Below are 15,662 nucleotides of genomic sequence, written 5' to 3' on the forward strand. Positions count from 1 at the left end.
CGCAGCAACCCTTCAGCACGCGGCGTGCGACACCGACATCGGTGATGCACCACGGCCTCCATGGGTGTGCCGCCGGATCGCAGCGCGCTGCTTAACCATCGCGCGTCGGGGCAACGCGATGCTCCGTGCCGACGTCCAGTGACGATAACCGGACGCCTTCCTCTGGCGGTCAGTGCATGCCGATGCGGCAACAGCGCCCGCCGACGTGATCGCGCCAGACTCAGTCCGGATCGGACACCGGCAGCTGCTCGAGCGTCTCGCCCGCGACCGCGTCGAACGCCGGCCATTCGGCCCGCGCGTCGCCTTCGGACATCGTTCGCGCGGCCTGCGCGAGCCGCGGGGCGCCGACGAATCCGCAGCTCGCGCGGAGCCGGTGCAGGATGGACTGCAGCACCGCCGCATCGCCGCTGCGCACCGCATTCGCGACGGCCGCGCGCATGGCACGCAGGTCGACGACGAACAGGCGGCGCAGCGCATCGAGGTGCGAGCGATCGCCCACCAGGGCGCGCAGCGCGGACGCGTCGTCCCAGAGCGGCGAATCGACGACGCCCGGGGTCGCCTCGATCGGCGGTGGCGGCAGGTCGAGCGCGTGGCGCGCCGCGGAGAGCACTTCGCTGGTCGAGAGCGGCTTGGTCAACACTTCGAGGAAGCCCGCGGCCAGCAGGCGCTCGTGCTCTGCGCCGTCGCGCGATGCGGTGTGTGCGATCGCGGGGGCTTCGACGCCTGCGCCACGCAGCTCGCCCAGCAGCGCGTCGCCGCGCCCGTCCGGCAGGTTCGCATCGAAGACGAGCAGGCCGTAGGTGCCGGTGCGCGTCAGGCCCCGTGCGCGCGTGCACGAGCTTGCGATGTCGACGCGCGCGGGCAGGCGCTCCAGCGCGGCCTGCAGGAAGGAGGCGCTGACCGGGTCGTCCTCGACCAGCAGCACGCGGAGTGATCGTTCCGTCATCGGGCTCGGGCGTCCTGTCGTTATCCTCGCGCGGATGCCGCCGATCTTACGCGCGATGGCGGGCCTGCTCACGGCCTGCATGGTGCTCGCCCCCGTGCCCGCCGACGCGCGCGCGGCGCAGGCGCGCATCGCGCGGATCGTATCGCCCGTCGGCACCATGGACGGCGTGCGCGTCGACCTCGACTGGCCCGAGGGTGCGAGGCAGGGCGCGCTGCGCCTGCGCGCGTCGCGCGTCGATGCGCCGGACCTCGGCTACCGGTTCGCGTCGCTCGACTGGCGCTGCACGCTCCGTCGTCGCGACTGGTCCACATGGCGCTGCAGCGGGCCCGTGCGCGCGGCGAACGGCGCGGCGATGCAGCTGGACGTCGACATCGACGCGCGTGGCCTCGGCGCGCGACTGGTGCGCGGCGGGAGCCGCATCGAGGTCACGCGGCGTGGCGAGCCCACGGACGTCACCCGCATCGACCTCACCGCGATCCCGCTCGCCTGGATGCGCACGCTGCTCGGGCGGGCCTGGCCGGAGGCGCAGCTCAAGGAGGGACAGGGCGACGCACGCCTCGCGGTGCGGGCTACGCGCGGCGGGCTGCACATCGCGGGGCCGGTGGACCTGCGCGGCGTCGGCTTCGACACCCCCGACGGCCGCATCGCCGCCGAAGGGCTGGACGCCGGCTTCGACCTGGACCTGCTGCTCGGCGACACCGATCGCGTTCGCCTCGCGGGCCGCATCGGGGGCGGCGAGGCGCTGTTCGGCACCGCGTATGTCGCGCTGCCGGATCGCCGGCCCGCCTTTGCGATCGAGGCCGAGCAGCGCGGCGCCTGCTGCTGGCGAATTCCGCGCTTCGACTGGCGCGACGGGGCCGCGCTCGCCGCGAACGGCAGCATAGGCTTCGGACCGGGCGGGGCCGTCGATGCGCTCGACGTGACGCTGCGCAGCGACGACCTCGCCGCGGCGCGCGATGCCTACCTGGCCGGCGCGCTCGGCGGCGCGGGCCTCGCCGACCTGCGCATGGCAGGCGGGTTCGACGCGCGGCTTCGGCTCGCCGGCGGCCGCCTCTCGCAGGCCGAGGCGACGCTGCGGGACGTCGTGCTCGACGATCCTTCGGGCCGTTTCGCGTTCCAGGGCCTTGGCGGCGACGTGCGCTTCTCGGCGGACGTTCCCGTGACGAGCGACCTCGGCTGGTCCGCGGGTCGCCTCTACGGCATCGACTTCGGTCCGACGCGCATTCCGCTCGAAAGCGCGGCCGGCGCGCTGCGGATCGAAGACGCCGTGGACGTGCCGATGCTCGGCGGGCGCCTGCGCTTCGACCGGCTGGCCCTGCGGCCCCCGTCCGCCACAGGGCCTGCGGAAGCCGAGTTCGCGCTCGATGTCGCCGGGCTCGACCTTGCGCAGCTTGCGAAGACCTTCGGGCTGCCGGCCTTCGGGGGTACGCTCGGCGGGCGGATCCCGAATGCGCGCTACCGCGGGAACCGGCTCGACTTCGATGGCGGCCTCGCGCTGGACGTCTTCCGCGGACGTGTCGAGGTCTCGTCCTTGTCGATGGAGCGCCCGTTCGGCGTCGCGCCGACCGTGAGCGCCGACATCGTACTCGACGATCTCGACCTCGAGATGCTCACCGGCACGCTCGGCTTCGGGACCATCACCGGCCGGCTCGACGGGCGCATCGCCGGCCTGCGGCTCGTCGACTGGCAGGCCACGACGTTCGACGCGCGCCTGCGCACGGACCGCCACCGCGGCGTGCGCCAGCGCATCTCCCAGCGCGCCGTCCAGGACCTTTCGAGCGTCGGCGATGCCTCGTTCGTCTCGAGCCTGCAGAACCGCGTGATCGGGCTGTTCGACGACTTCGCCTACTCGCGCATCGGTATCTCGTGCAGGCTCGTCGACCAGGTCTGCGACATGGACGGCCTGCGGCCAGCGGGCACCGGCTTCGTCATCGTCGAGGGCGGCGGGATCCCGTGGCTGCGCGTGGTCGGCTTCAATCGCCGCGTGGACTGGCCGACGCTCGTCGAGCGGTTGGTCGCGGTAGGCAAGGGCGACGCGAAGCCCGTCGTAGACTGATCAAGCGGCCGTTCCGCTGGCCTTCACGCCGGCGGCGGCAGCATCCCTGCAACCGAAAGGAGAACCACCATGCGCCGCTGGATGATGCTTCCGCTGCCCGCCGTCGTCCTGACCGCCTGCGTGACGATCAACGTCTACTTCCCCGCCGCCGAGGCTCGCGAGGCCGCACGCGAGTTCGTCGAGAAGGTGATCACGGAGGAGGGCGGGACCACCACCGGCGAGAAGCCGCGCGGGCAGAGCGCGATGGCGCCGGCGCCGCTGGGCGAGCGCATCGCCGCGCAGCTCGCGCGCGTGGACTTCGCATCGATGGTCGGCATCGGCACGGCGCATGCGCAGGGCCAGCCCGACATCACGATCAAGACGCCCGCCATCCAGGCGATCCAGGCGCGCATGGAGCAGCGCTTCGATGCGCGCCTGCGCGCGGGCTTCGACGCCGGCGCGCTGGGCTTCGCGGCCGACGGCACGATCACCGTGCGCGACGCGGCCAAGCTGCCCCTCAAGGATCGCGTGGCCATCAACCAGGCGGTGGCCGACGACAATCGCGACCGCAACGCCGTGTATCGCGAGATCGCCGTCGCGAACGGGCATCCCGAGTGGGAGGCGCGCATTCGCGAGGTCTTCGCGCAGCAGTGGATCGCCAGCGCGCGCGACGGCTGGTGGTACCAGTCCGGCGGCAGCTGGAAGCAGAAATAACGGCTTGGGAGAGGCGCCCCGGGGCGCCGACCGGCGGCCCGCTTCGGCGGGCCGTCGCCTTTTGGGGCGGTCGGTTCAGGGCGCGGGGGCGGCGTCTGCGACAATGCGCGGCCTTTTTCCAGCTCTCGCGCCGTGGCCCGCCTCGACCTGACCCCGTTCCCCGCTGACATCACCGACCTCACCCACGACGGCCGCGGCGTCGCCCGCCGGCCGGACGGGAAGGCCGTCTTCGTGGCGGGGGCGCTGCCGGGCGAGCGGGTGATGGCCGTGCAGACGGGCCGGCATCGCAGCTTCGACGAGGCGCGCGCGGTGGAAATCCTGGAAGCCGCGCCGGAACGCGTGGCTGCGCGCTGCGGGCACTTCGGCACCTGCGGCGGCTGCGCCCTGCAGCACTACGACGAAGCGAAGCAGATCCTCGCCAAGCAGCGCGTGCTGATGGAGAATCTCGAGCGCATCGGGCATGTCACGCCCCAGCAGGTTTTGCCGCCGCTGACCGACGCCGCATGGGGCTACCGTCGCAAGGGCCGCCTATCGGTGCGCCGGGTCGAAAAGAAGGGCAAGACGCTCGTGGGCTTTCGCGAGTCGGATCCGCGCTTCGTCGCCGACATCGCCGAATGCCACACCGTGATCCCGGCGATCGGCGCGCGCATCGCTGCGATCTCGGCGCTGGTCGACTCGCTGGATACGCGCCGCGAGATCCCGCAGATCGAATTCATCGCGGGCGACGACGCCATCGCGCTGACGTTCCGGCATCTGGTGCCGCTCACCGACGGCGATCGCGCGAAGCTCGCCGCATTCGGTCGCGAGCACGGTTTCTCGATCTACCTGCAGCCGGGCGGGCTGGAGACGGTGCATCCGCTCGAGCCCGACGAGCCGAAGCTCGCGTTCCGGCTGCCGGCCTGGGACGTCGAACTCAAGTTCCGGCCGCTCGACTTCATCCAGGTCAACGCCGGGCTCAACCAGCGGATGATCCAGACCACGCTCGACCTGCTGGAGCCGCAGGCGGACGAGCGGGTGCTCGACCTGTTCGCCGGGCTCGGCAATTTCACGCTGCCGATCGCGCGGCATGCGCGGGAGGTCGTCGGCGTGGAGGGTGACGCGGGCCTGGTGCGGCGCGCGCAGGAGAACATCGCGCACAACGGCTTCTCGAACGTCGAATTCCATGCGGCGGACCTCGCCAAGGACCTCTCGGGCGAGCCGTGGATGCGCGAGTCGTTCGACAAGCTGCTGCTCGACCCGCCGCGGTCCGGGGCGGACTTCGTGCTGCAGCACCTGCCGCTGAAGCAGTTCAAGCGGATCGTCTACGTCAGTTGCCATCCGGCGTCGCTTGCGCGGGATGCGGGTTTTCTCGTCAATGAGAAGGGATGGAAGCTCAGGGCCGCGGGGGTGATGGACATGTTCCCGCATACGGCGCATGTGGAATCGATCGCGGTGTTCGAGCCGCGCAAGGTTTAACTCCACGCGCTGCGCATCAAGAACGCGTCGCCACGCGTTCCCTTACGCGCTTGGACGGCTTTCGATCCGCGGCTACGTCTGCAGGCGGCTGAGTGGGAAGCGTCCGGCGCGCGTCGGACGTAAGGCGATGGCGTTTCGTGCGCTGTGGCGCCCGAAACGCTCTCTAAACTTCAGGCCGCATTCCGCACAGCCCGCGAACCCGGATCACCCAAGTCCATGCCCATCGAAATCGAACGCAAATTCCTCGTCACCTCCGACGCCTGGCGCACACAGGCGACCCGCGTCGTGCCCATGGCGCAGGCCTACCTCAACGATCTGGCCACGCTGGACGCCGGCGCGATGAACGTTTCGGTGCGCGTGCGTATCCAGGGCGACGCGGCCTACCTCAACATGAAGTCACGCGAGCTCGGCACCACGCGGCAGGAGTTCGACTACCCGATCCCGGTCGACGATGCCCGCGCGCTGCTCGAGCTCGCGGTGGGCGGCGTGATCGACAAGCGGCGGCATTACGTCGAGGTCGGCGGGCGCACGTTCGAGGTCGACGAGTTCCTCGGCGAGAACGCGGGGCTGGTGGTCGCCGAGCTCGAACTCGAGGCAGCGGATGCCACCTACGAGCGGCCGGATTGGCTCGGCGAGGAGGTCACCGACGACGCGCGCTACTACAACCTCGCGCTCGCCAGCCGTCCCTATTCGACCTGGCGCAGCTGACGCCGCTGCCGTCTCCACGCGGTCCGGGGCACAATGCCCGGTCCCGACCTCCCCGGAGCACCCGTCCATGCTCGTCATCGGCATCGCCGGCACCGAACTCACCGCGCAGGAGCGCGACTGGCTGCAGCACGATGCCTGCGGCGGCGTCATCCTGTTCTCCCGCAACGTCGCCTCGAAGCAGCAGGTGGCCGAGCTCAGCCAGGCGATCCGCGAGGCCGCGCGCCAGCCGCAGCTGGTCTGCGTCGACCAGGAAGGCGGCCGCGTGCAGCGCTTCCGCGAGGGCTACACCGCCTTCCCGCCGCTCGAGACGTTCGACGCGCTCTATCGCCGTGATCCCGAAGGCGCGCTCAAGCTCGCCGAGGAGCATGCCTGGCTGATGGCGACCGAAGTGCGCGCGACCGGCGTCGACCTCAGCTTCGCGCCCGTGGTTGACCTCGGCCGCGGCAACCGCGCGATCGGCGATCGCGCGTTCTCCGCCGACCCGCAGGTCGTCGCCGAGTTCACGCGTGCCTATGTCGCCGGCATGCACAGGGCCGACATGGCCGCGACGCTCAAGCATTTCCCGGGACACGGGTCGGTGCTGGAGGACACGCACTTCGACGACGCCGTCGATGCGCGTCCGCTCGAGGAGATCCGCGCGCTCGATCTCGTTCCCTTCGTGGCGGGCATCGAATGCGGCGCGGACGCGGTGATGATGGCGCACGTGAAGTACCCGGCGGTCGACCCCGATCCCGCAGGCTATTCGCGCCGCTGGATCGAGGAGATCCTGCGCGGCGAGATGGGCTTCCGCGGCGTGGTGTTCTCCGATGACATCGGCATGGCGGCGGCATTCTCGGCCGGTGGGATCAAGTCGCGCATCGACGCGCATCTCGATGCAGGCTGCGACGTGGTGCTCGTCTGCCATCCGGAGCTGGTCCCCGAATCGCTCGAGGCCGTGGAGGGCCGTGCGCTCAACACCATGGCGATGGCGGGCCTGATCGGCCGCGGCCCGCTCGCCTGGGACGGCCTGCTCGCCGACGAGCGCTACGCCGCCACGCGCGGCCGCATCGAAGGGCTCGCCTGATGCGCCGCGACATCGCCTGGGCGCTCGAGAACAGCGACCTCATCCATGACCGCGCGACGCTCGAGCGGGCGATCGAGCGCATGGCGCCGGTGATCCGCGACGACTTCGCCGGGAGCGTGCCGCTGTTCCTCACCGTGATGCACGGCGGCCTGCCGTTCGCCGCGCGGCTGGCGATGGAGATCGGCGCGCTCGGGCTCGACCTCGAGTTCGATTACCTGCACGCCACCCGCTACCGCGGCGCGACGAGCGGCGGCGAACTCGTCTGGAAGCATCGGCCGGCGACGTCGCTTAAAGACCGCCGCGTGCTGCTCGTCGACGATATCGTCGACGAGGGCCACACGCTCGACGCGATCGTGCGCTGGTGCCGCGAGGAGGGCGCCGCGGACGTGCGCATCGCCGCGCTCGCGGTCAAGCGCCATGATCGCTGCGTCGAGGGCGTGCGCGCCGACTACGCCGGCGTCGACGTCCCCGATCGCTACGTCTTCGGCTACGGCATGGACTTCCAGGACCAGGGCCGCAACCTCCCCGTCATCCGCGCGCTCACCGACGACGCGCTCGCCGCACTGTGAGCGGCGCCACGCGTCGCATCGCGGCGCATCCGCAAGGACATCCATGAGCGACATCGCCCTCGCCGTCATCGGCGGCACCGGCCTCTACCGCCTCGCGGACCTGCAGGACGTGCAGGCGCACGAGCCGGACACGCGCTTCGGGCGTCCGTCCGGGCCGGTACGCGTCGGCCGCCTCGGTCGCCATCGCGTGGCCTTCCTCGCCCGCCACGGCGAGGGGCATTCGGTGCCGCCGCATCTCGTGAACTACCGCGCCAACCTCGCTGCGCTGCAGGCGCTCGGTGCGCGACGCGTGCTCGCGCTCAATACCGTCGGCGGCATCACCGAGCGCTTCGGCCCGCGCGTGCTCGCCTGCCCGGACCAGCTGATCGACTACACGTGGGGCCGCATCTCCACGATCTGCGAGGAGCCGGGAACTGAGGTGCTGCACGTCGACTTCGGCGAGCCCTACACGCCCTGGCTGCGCGCGGAGATCGTCGAGGCCGCCGCGACCGCCGCGGTGCCGCTCGTGGACGCGGGCTGCTACGGCGCGACGCAGGGCCCGCGCCTGGAAACGCGTGCGGAGATCGCACGCATGCGCCGCGACGGCTGCGATCTCGTCGGCATGACGGGCATGCCGGAGGCGGGCCTCGCGAGGGAGCTGGGGCTCGACTACGCCTGCCTGGCGATCGTCGCGAACTGGGCGGCCGGTGCGGGTCCGCAGGTCGACGAGGTGATCACGCTCCAGGACGTGCTCGACAACGTCGCGGCGGCGTCGGCGCATCTTCCGGGCCTGTTGGGCGCGCTGCTCGATCGCATCGCGGCCGATTCAAACACCTGATTGTCAAACCGCGGGAGACGTTTGCATACTCGGGTCGCGGCCGCGTCCACTCCGGCATCGCGGCGCGCCAACGCTCCCAGCATGAGGTCATCAAGGATATGCAGTACGGCACCGTGAAGTGGTTCAACGACGCCAAGGGCTTCGGTTTCATCTCGCCAGAGGACGGCACTGCGGACGTGTTCGTGCACTACTCGGCCATCAGCTCCAAGGGCTTTCGCAGCCTGCAGGAAGGCCAGCGCGTCACCTACGAGGTGACGCAGGGTCCCAAGGGGATGCAGGCCTCGGGCGTCGTGCCCGCCTGATACCGGACCTTCGACCGGATTCCAGGCCCCGCGCGAGCGGGGCCTTTTTTGTGAGCGCGCTCACCTGTCGTTTGCACGCCCCGGACTATTGCCTAAGCTCGCGGGCTGATGCGGGGAGGCGGGCGGATGGCGGCGGACGCGACAGCGCAGCTGGGACACGGCGCCCGGAACTCCTGGGGCTGGACGCTTGCTGCCGTGCTGGGCGCGGTGCTGCTCGCCTATGCGGTCATTCCACTGAGCTGGATCGAGGACACACGCGTCGCCGGCATCCGCCTGGCCGGCGCGTGGACGCTCGGCATGCTGCTGCTGCGACGTCCGTCGCATGCACTGGCGATCGGCGTGCTGCTCGCCACCTTCATCGTTTTCGCGGCGGGCGCCGCGCCGAGTGCGCGCACCGGCGAGACCATGGACGCGACCCTGCGCAGCGCGCTGCGCGTGCTCGAAGCGGGCCTCGCCTATGCGGCGTTCGTCGTGGCGCGGCGCGATCCGCGCGGCCTCGCCAGCGTGTCGGATCTCGCCTGGGTGGTGGGTATCGCCGTTGCCGGCGCGCCGGCGCTGACGGCGAGCGCGGCCTGGCTGATCGAGGGCGGGCGGGGCGGCTGGACCCTGTGGCGCGACTGGTTCGTCGGCGGCGCCTTCGGAATGCTGACGCTGCTGCCCGCGATGCTCGCCGCCACGCCGCAGGCGCGCGCGCGCCTGCTTCGCCGACGCGAGCTCGTGCGTTTCGGCATCGTCGCGCTGCTGTGCGTGGTGACGACGGTCGTCGCCGTGCGCGCCTTCGAAGGCGCATTCGTCGTGATCGTGATCCCGCTGGTGCTCGCCGCGTTGCGCCTGGGCAGCTTGGGCAGCGCGCTCATCCACCTGCTGGTGGTCGCCACGCTTCTGGCGCTGCATCGCGCAATGCCCGACGATCTCGCACCCGGGCTGGCCGGCCTCGAGTTCCGGGACGTGGCCGCCTACGCCGCGCTCGCGATGCTCGCGCCACTCGTGGTCGCCGTGCAGACCGAGGCACGCCGCGCGGCGAGCCGTGCGCTGCGTGATGCGCTCGAGCGGTTCCGCCTCGTCACCGACAACATGCCCGCAGCCATCGGCCGCATCGATGCGTCAGGGCGCTACGAGCTGGTCAACCGGCGCTATGCGCAGTTCCTCGGCCAGCCCGCGTCGGGCGTGATCGGCCGCACGCCGCGCGACGTGCTCGGCGATCACTATGCCGACTCGGTCGCCGCGCACGTCGCCTGCGCGCGTGCCGGCGAGCCGTGTACGTTCGAGACGCGCGTAGGCGATCGCGACCTCGAGGTGCACTACATCCCGCATGCCGGGCGGGGCGGGGTCGACGGCATCTTCGTGCTCGCGCTCGACCTCACCGCGCGCAAGGCCGCGGAGCGTGCGCTGTCCGCGGAGAAGGAGCGCTTCCGCGTCACGCTCGACTCGATCGGCGATGCGGTGGTGGCCTGCGACACCGACATGCGCATCACGCTGCTCAATCCGGTCGCAGAGGACCTCACGGGCTGGGCCGAGAGCGATGCGCTCGGGCGGCATGTGGGCGACGTGGTGCGGCTCGTGGATCCGGCGACCGGGCAGCCGCCGCTGTCGCCGCTGCAGATCGCGCTGGGCGAGGACCGCATCGTGGCGCTGCAGCGCGAGATGCTGCTCGAACGTCGCGACGGCGAGCGCAGGCCGATCGAGGACACCGCCGCGCCGATCCGTGACCGCGAAGGCCGGCTGGTCGGCGGCGTGATGGTCTTCCACGACATCAGCCAGACGCGCGCGATGGCGCTCAAGATGTCGCACCAGGCCCAGCACGACCCACTTACCGACCTGCCCAACCGCGTGCTGCTGCAGGACCGGCTCGAGCATGCGCTCGCCGGCGTGCCGCTGGGGCTGGCGGGCGCGCTGCTGTTCGTCGACCTCGACCACTTCAAGACGATCAACGATTCGCTCGGGCACCAGACCGGCGACCTCGTGCTCCAGGAGGTCGCGCGGCGGCTGCTCGGCGTCGTCGGGGCCGAAGACACGGTGAGCCGGCAGGGCGGCGACGAGTTCGTTGTGCTGCTCGAGCGCCGCGCGGAGCCGCAGGACGCCGCGCGCGTCGCCGAGGCGATGCTGCTCGCGCTGCGCGAGCCGGTCGAGGTCGAGGAGCATCGGCTGCACGTCTCGGCGAGCATCGGCATCGCGCTGTACCCGCAGGATGCCCAGGACATGCGCTCGCTGATGCGCCAGGCCGATGCCGCGCTGTACCACGCCAAGCACGCCGGCCGCGGGCGCTTCAGTTACTTCACGCGCAGCATGGGCGAGCGTGCCGAGCGCCGCCTGCGGCTGGAGCACGATCTGCGCGATGCGCTGGCGGCCGGCGACCTCTTCCTCGTCTACCAGCCGAAGGTGCACCGGCCCGACGGCATCATCACCGGCATGGAGGCGCTCGTGCGCTGGCGCCGCGCGGACGGCACGCTCGTGCCGCCGCTCGACTTCATCCCCGTCGCGGAGGAGAGCGGGCTCGTCGGCGAGATCGATCGCTGGGTGATGCTCACGGCCTGCCGGCAGTCGAAGCGATGGCTCGACGCCGGCCTGTTGCACGGGCCGGTGTCGGTGAACGTCTCGCTCGCGCGCTTCGACGCCGATCGCCTGCTGGCGATGGTGTCGAACGCACTGCGCGGCTCCGGCCTGCCGGGCCCGCTTCTCGAGGTCGAGTTCACCGAGAGCCAGATGTTCGCGGACCCCGAGCGTGCGGGCCGGCTCATCGCCGGGTTGCGGAGCCTCGAGGTGCGTATCGCGATCGACGATTTCGGCACCGGCTACTCGAACCTCGGCTACCTCACCGACCATCGCTTCGACACGATCAAGATCGATCGCTCCTTCGTGCGGCGGCTGCCCGACGACCGCAAGCAGGGCGCGGTGGTGCAGGCGATCGTCGCGATGGCGCATGCGCTCGAGGCACAAGTGGTGGCCGAGGGCGTCGAGACCGCGGCGCAGGCGGCCACGCTCGACGGGCACGGCTGCGACCAGGTGCAGGGCTATTACTACAGCCGGCCGGTGCCGGCGGAGGCCTTCGAAGCGCTGCTCGCGCGCGGCGCCCGTGTGGAACCGGCGCCCGTGGAGTAGGGCGCTGCGCGGGAACGCACCGGCGCAGGGAGCGGCCGGAGGCGAGGCAACGCGTCCACGCGAATTCCTCGGCCCGGGTCGTCAGTCGATGAACTGCAGTCGCGCGAGCTCCGCATAGAGGCCGCCGCGCGCGATGAGTTCGTCGTGGGTGCCCTCGGCGACGATCCGGCCTGCGTCCATCACCACGATGCGGTCGGCGCGCAGCACGGTGGCGAGGCGGTGCGCGACGACCAGCGTCGTGCGGCCTTCCATCAGCTCTTCGAGCGCGGCCTGCACCGCGGCTTCGCTCTGGGCATCGAGCGCGCTGGTGGCCTCGTCGAGGAGCAGGATCGGTGCATCGCGCAGTACCGCGCGCGCGATCGCGATGCGCTGCTGCTGCCCGCCCGACAGCCGCGCACCGCGCTCGCCGAGCGGCGTCTCCAGGCCCTGCGGCAGCGCCGCGACGAAATCGGCCGCGTGCGCGGAGCGGATCGCGTGCGCGATCGCGGCCTCGTCGGCCTCGAGCCGGCCGTAGCGCACGTTCTCGCGGACGCTGGTCGCGAACAGGGTCGGGTGCTGCGCGACGAGTGCGATGGCGCCGCGCAGCGCGGCCGGGTCGATCGCCTGCACCGGTACGCCATCGACGCTGACAGTACCGGCCTGCGGGTCGTGGAAACGCAGCAGCAGGGAGAACACGGTGCTCTTGCCGGCGCCGGAGGGCCCGACCAGCGCCACCGTCTCGCCCGGCCGCACACGCAGGTCGAAGTCGCGCAACACGGGGCGCCCGGGTTCGCCGGGATAGGCGAAGGTGACGCGGTCGAAGGCCACTTCGCCACGCACGGACTTGGGCAGCGCGCGCGGCTCGGCCGGCGGAACGACCCCGGGCGCCTCGTCGAACAGCTCGGCGATGCGGCCCATGCCGCCGGTGGCGCGCTGGAGCTCGTTCCAGACCTCGGCGAGCGCGCCGATCGAGCCGCCCGCAATGAGCGCATAGAGCACGAACTGCCCGAGCGTGCCCGCCGACAGCCGCCCGGCGACGACGTCATGCGCGCCGAGCCACAGCACGACGATGATCGCGCCGAAGATCAGGCTGATCGCGATCGCGGTGACCACCGCCTGCGACGCGACGCGCCGACGTGCGGTCCGCACCGCGAGGGCGAGCGCCTCGGCGAAGCGCCCGCGCTCGAACGGCTCGCGGGCATGCGCGCGCACCGTCGCCGCGGCGCCGAGTGCCTCGGCGGCAACCGCGTTCGCCTCGGCGATGCGGTCCTGGCTGTCGCGCGAGACCTTCCGCAGCCGCCGGCCGCCGAGCACGATCGGCAGCACCGCGAGCGGGATGCCGACGAGCGCATAGGCCGCGAGCCGCGGGCTGGTCGCGAACAGCATCGCGAGCCCGCCCACGAAGGTCACCGTGCTGCGTAGGGCGACCGACATCGTCGTCGCCACCAGGCTGCGCAGCAGCTCGGTGTCCGCGCTGAGTCGCGAAACCAGCTCGCCCGAGCGGGTGCGATCGTGAAAGGCCGCGTCGAGCGCAAGGAGGTGGCCGTAGAGCCTGTCGCGCAGGTCGGCCACGACGCGCTCGCCGAGCAGCGAAACGAAGTAGAAGCGCGCCGCGGTCGCGATCGCGAGGGCGAGGGCGAGCACGAACAGCGGCACGAAGGCGCGATCGATCGCGTCGCCGCCGCCGACCGCGAAGCCCTGGTCGATCATCCGCCGGAAGGCGACCGGCATCGCGAGCGTCGCCGACGACGATGCGCCGAGTGCCAGGAGCCACGCCGCGAACAGCGCGCGGTGCCGCTGCACGAACGGCCAGAGGACGCGCAGGCCGCGCAGGCGCGCGGCGGGGGCGGCGGTCGGCCCGGTGGGCTCAGGCATCGGCATCGGGCTCGTGAAGGCGGATCCGATCGCGTGTGGCGTCGCGCAGCTGCGCTTTCAAGGCGTCGACGCGATCGGCGCGTAGTCGCAGCTCGAGCAGGACGCCGTCGCCGTTGAACGTTTCCGTCAGGCGCTCGGCCTCCATGGCGGCCATCGCGAGGTGGACCGCCCCGGTGTCCTCGAAGCCGTAGCGCAGCCGCAGCGTCCGGGACGCCACGACCGCACGGAGCTCGGCGCCGCGCAGGCACTGCGCCGCAGCGCCGCCGTAGGCACGAATCAGCCCGCCCGCGCCCAGCTTGACCCCGCCGTACCAGCGCGTGACCACGACCAGCACGCCGTCGAGGCCCTGGCCGTCGATCGCGGCCAGGATCGGGCGGCCTGCGGTGCCGGACGGCTCGCCATCGTCGTTCGAGCGATAGGCCTGACCGGTCCGGAAGGCCCAGCAGTTGTGCGTCGCCGCCGGATCCGCGATCGCGGCGAGGCCGGCGAGCGCTTCCTCGGGCGTGGCGACGGGTATCGCCTGCGCGACGAAGCGGCTGTGCTTCACCTCGAGCTCGGCGCGGGCGGGGCCGGCGAGCGTCAGCACGCGCGGATGTGGCTCATCGCGTGAGCAGGTCGCGCAGGTCCTCGGGGACCTCCACGTGGGGGTTCTCGAGCACGAAGCGGCGCAGGCTCTCGCGCGCGCCTTCCACGTCACCCTCGCTGCGCCGCTCGCGGATGCGCTCGAGCCATTCGGCCGGCAGCATCGCGTAGTCGCTGGGCACGGGGCCCGGGCGACGGACCCGGCTGCCCGTCACCGAGACGCGGTCGAGCGTGGAGGCGTCCTCGGCCTGTGGCGCGGCCGAGGCGGCAGTGGGGGCTGCGGCGGCGGCGTCCGCGGCGATCGCCTCGGTCGCATTGCCGGTGGCCGCGCGCGCCTCGGCGCGCTTCGCGGCGGGCGAGGGCGGTGGCGCGACGGCCAGGCGCGGCACGCTGGACGGCGCCGCCTGTCGCTGCGCCGTCGGCGCGGGGGCAGTCGCGGGCGCAGCCGCATCGGCGATCGCGGCGTCGACGGGGGGCGCGGCACGCGGCTGCACCGGCTCGACAGCCACGACGACGTCCGCCTCGTGCATGCCATCACCATCGCGCGCGGCCTGCTCGCGGGTCTCCGCGCGCGGCGGCGGCAGCTCGAACATGGGGCTCAGCTGCCAGGCGAGGCCCAGCGTGGCGACCAGGATCGCCGCCGAACCCGCCATTGCCGGCCAGCGGCGCGGCGTGCGCGCAGGGCGCGGCGCCTGCGCCGCCCGTGCCGCGGCGAGGATGCGCGCGTCGAGCGCCGCCGAGGGCCCCGCGCCGGCGTCGAGCCGGGCGAGCTGCGCGGCGAACGCCCGCTCCTCGGCGGAGAGCGCGTCGTTCGGCAGGTCGGGCGTGGGGGCGGTCATGGCTTGAGTCTCGCGCGCAGCTTGTCCATCGCGTATCGAAGGCGCGACTTCACGGTCTCGCGGCCGGCACCGGTGATTTCGCCGATCTGCTCGAGCGTGAGCTCCTGCTCGAGCCGCAGCAGCACGACCTCGCGCTGCTCGTCGGGCAGTTCGTCGAGCGCCAGCTGCAGGCGCCGACGCTGTTCGAAATCACTCAACGTCCGTTCGGGCGTATCGGGGTCGGCGACGGCCTCGATGCGGGCATCGGCGTCCGCCGGGGCGGCAGGCCGATGGCGTGCTGCGCGCCAGTGGTCGGTCACGCGATTGTGGGCGATGCGGTAGAGCCACGTGCTGAACGCCGCATCGGGGCGCCAGCCGGCACGCGCGGTGATCACGCGCTGCCAGACGTCCTGGAACACCTCGTCGGTGAGGGCGGGGTCGCGCAGCTGCCGCAGGATGTGCCGGTAGAGCGGCCCCTTGTGGCGGCCGTAGAGCTGCTCGAACGCCGTCGCGTCGCCGGCCACCCAGGCCTGCATCAGCGATTCGTCGGTGGCGTCCGGGCCGTTCATCGGCGGCAGCGTACGGACTGCTCAGGCCGCGGTACAGCCCTGCCGCTAACGACCTTGTGCCCACGGTCGCTCTGGCGCCGGGGGTTCAAATGCGGTACCCATCACGTATTCTGCGGACAGACCCCGAGCGG

The 15,662-nt window shown here is 72.1% G+C and carries 14 protein-coding genes; 9 read left to right on the top strand and 5 right to left on the bottom strand.

Annotated elements, in window-relative coordinates:
- Positions 1 to 220: 220 nt before the first annotated feature.
- On the bottom strand, positions 221 to 946 hold the full coding sequence (locus ACYVJJ_RS08020) for a response regulator (protein WP_460832546.1): 726 nt from the start codon (positions 944 to 946) through the stop codon (positions 221 to 223).
- A gap of 55 nt (positions 947 to 1,001) precedes the next feature.
- On the opposite strand from ACYVJJ_RS08020, the gene ACYVJJ_RS08025 reads away from it, so the two are divergent.
- From ACYVJJ_RS08025 to ACYVJJ_RS08065, 9 genes are all read left to right on the top strand, one after another.
- Positions 1,002 to 3,002, top strand: coding sequence for a hypothetical protein (locus ACYVJJ_RS08025; protein ID WP_460832547.1), 2,001 nt, complete (start codon positions 1,002 to 1,004; stop codon positions 3,000 to 3,002).
- Between the two features lie 69 nt (positions 3,003 to 3,071).
- Positions 3,072 to 3,695, top strand: a complete 624-nt coding sequence (locus tag ACYVJJ_RS08030) for a DUF1318 domain-containing protein (RefSeq protein ID WP_460832549.1) — start codon at positions 3,072 to 3,074, stop codon at positions 3,693 to 3,695.
- Positions 3,696 to 3,827: 132 nt separating this feature from the next.
- Positions 3,828 to 5,150: a 23S rRNA (uracil(1939)-C(5))-methyltransferase RlmD gene (gene rlmD, locus ACYVJJ_RS08035; protein ID WP_460832551.1), complete on the top strand. Its 1,323-nt coding sequence runs from the start codon at positions 3,828 to 3,830 to the stop codon at positions 5,148 to 5,150.
- 216 nt (positions 5,151 to 5,366) lie between these two features.
- Entirely contained in the window at positions 5,367 to 5,858 is a 492-nt protein-coding gene (locus tag ACYVJJ_RS08040) for a CYTH domain-containing protein (RefSeq protein WP_460832553.1), read from the top strand.
- A 67-nt stretch (positions 5,859 to 5,925) separates the two neighbouring features.
- Complete coding sequence (gene nagZ, locus ACYVJJ_RS08045) at positions 5,926 to 6,921, top strand: beta-N-acetylhexosaminidase (RefSeq protein WP_460832554.1); 996 nt, start codon at positions 5,926 to 5,928, stop codon at positions 6,919 to 6,921.
- A complete protein-coding gene (locus tag ACYVJJ_RS08050) occupies positions 6,921 to 7,490 on the top strand; it encodes a hypoxanthine-guanine phosphoribosyltransferase (protein WP_460832555.1) in 570 nt (189 codons plus the stop codon). The genes nagZ and ACYVJJ_RS08050 overlap by 1 nt, the downstream gene beginning before the upstream one ends.
- 43 nt (positions 7,491 to 7,533) lie before the next feature.
- Positions 7,534 to 8,307 carry an S-methyl-5'-thioinosine phosphorylase gene (locus tag ACYVJJ_RS08055; RefSeq protein WP_460832557.1) on the top strand — a complete coding sequence of 258 codons (774 nt, stop codon included), beginning with the start codon at positions 7,534 to 7,536 and terminating at the stop codon, positions 8,305 to 8,307.
- Between the two features lie 98 nt (positions 8,308 to 8,405).
- Positions 8,406 to 8,609 (top strand): cold-shock protein, encoded by a 204-nt coding sequence (locus ACYVJJ_RS08060; RefSeq protein WP_460832559.1) that lies wholly within the window; start codon positions 8,406 to 8,408, stop codon positions 8,607 to 8,609.
- 126 nt (positions 8,610 to 8,735) lie between these two features.
- Positions 8,736 to 11,708, top strand: a complete 2,973-nt coding sequence (locus tag ACYVJJ_RS08065; RefSeq protein ID WP_460832561.1) for a putative bifunctional diguanylate cyclase/phosphodiesterase — start codon at positions 8,736 to 8,738, stop codon at positions 11,706 to 11,708.
- Between the two features lie 81 nt (positions 11,709 to 11,789).
- Here ACYVJJ_RS08065 and ACYVJJ_RS08070 read toward each other — a convergent pair whose 3' ends face one another.
- The 4 genes from ACYVJJ_RS08070 to ACYVJJ_RS08085 are packed head-to-tail and all read right to left on the bottom strand — an operon-like array spanning position 11,790 to position 15,531.
- Positions 11,790 to 13,562, bottom strand: a complete 1,773-nt coding sequence (locus ACYVJJ_RS08070; protein ID WP_460832563.1) for an ABC transporter transmembrane domain-containing protein — start codon at positions 13,560 to 13,562, stop codon at positions 11,790 to 11,792.
- Entirely contained in the window at positions 13,555 to 14,148 is a 594-nt protein-coding gene (locus tag ACYVJJ_RS08075; RefSeq protein ID WP_460832564.1) for an IMPACT family protein, read from the bottom strand. The genes ACYVJJ_RS08070 and ACYVJJ_RS08075 overlap by 8 nt, the downstream gene beginning before the upstream one ends.
- Before the next feature lie 13 nt (positions 14,149 to 14,161).
- A complete protein-coding gene (locus ACYVJJ_RS08080) occupies positions 14,162 to 14,983 on the bottom strand; it encodes a hypothetical protein (RefSeq protein ID WP_460832565.1) in 822 nt (273 codons plus the stop codon).
- On the bottom strand, positions 14,980 to 15,531 hold the full coding sequence (locus ACYVJJ_RS08085) for an RNA polymerase sigma factor (RefSeq protein ID WP_460832566.1): 552 nt from the start codon (positions 15,529 to 15,531) through the stop codon (positions 14,980 to 14,982). The genes ACYVJJ_RS08080 and ACYVJJ_RS08085 overlap by 4 nt, the downstream gene beginning before the upstream one ends.
- Between the last annotated feature and the right edge of the window lie 131 nt (positions 15,532 to 15,662).

Source organism: Lysobacter humi (ex Lee et al. 2017), from assembly GCF_054781815.1.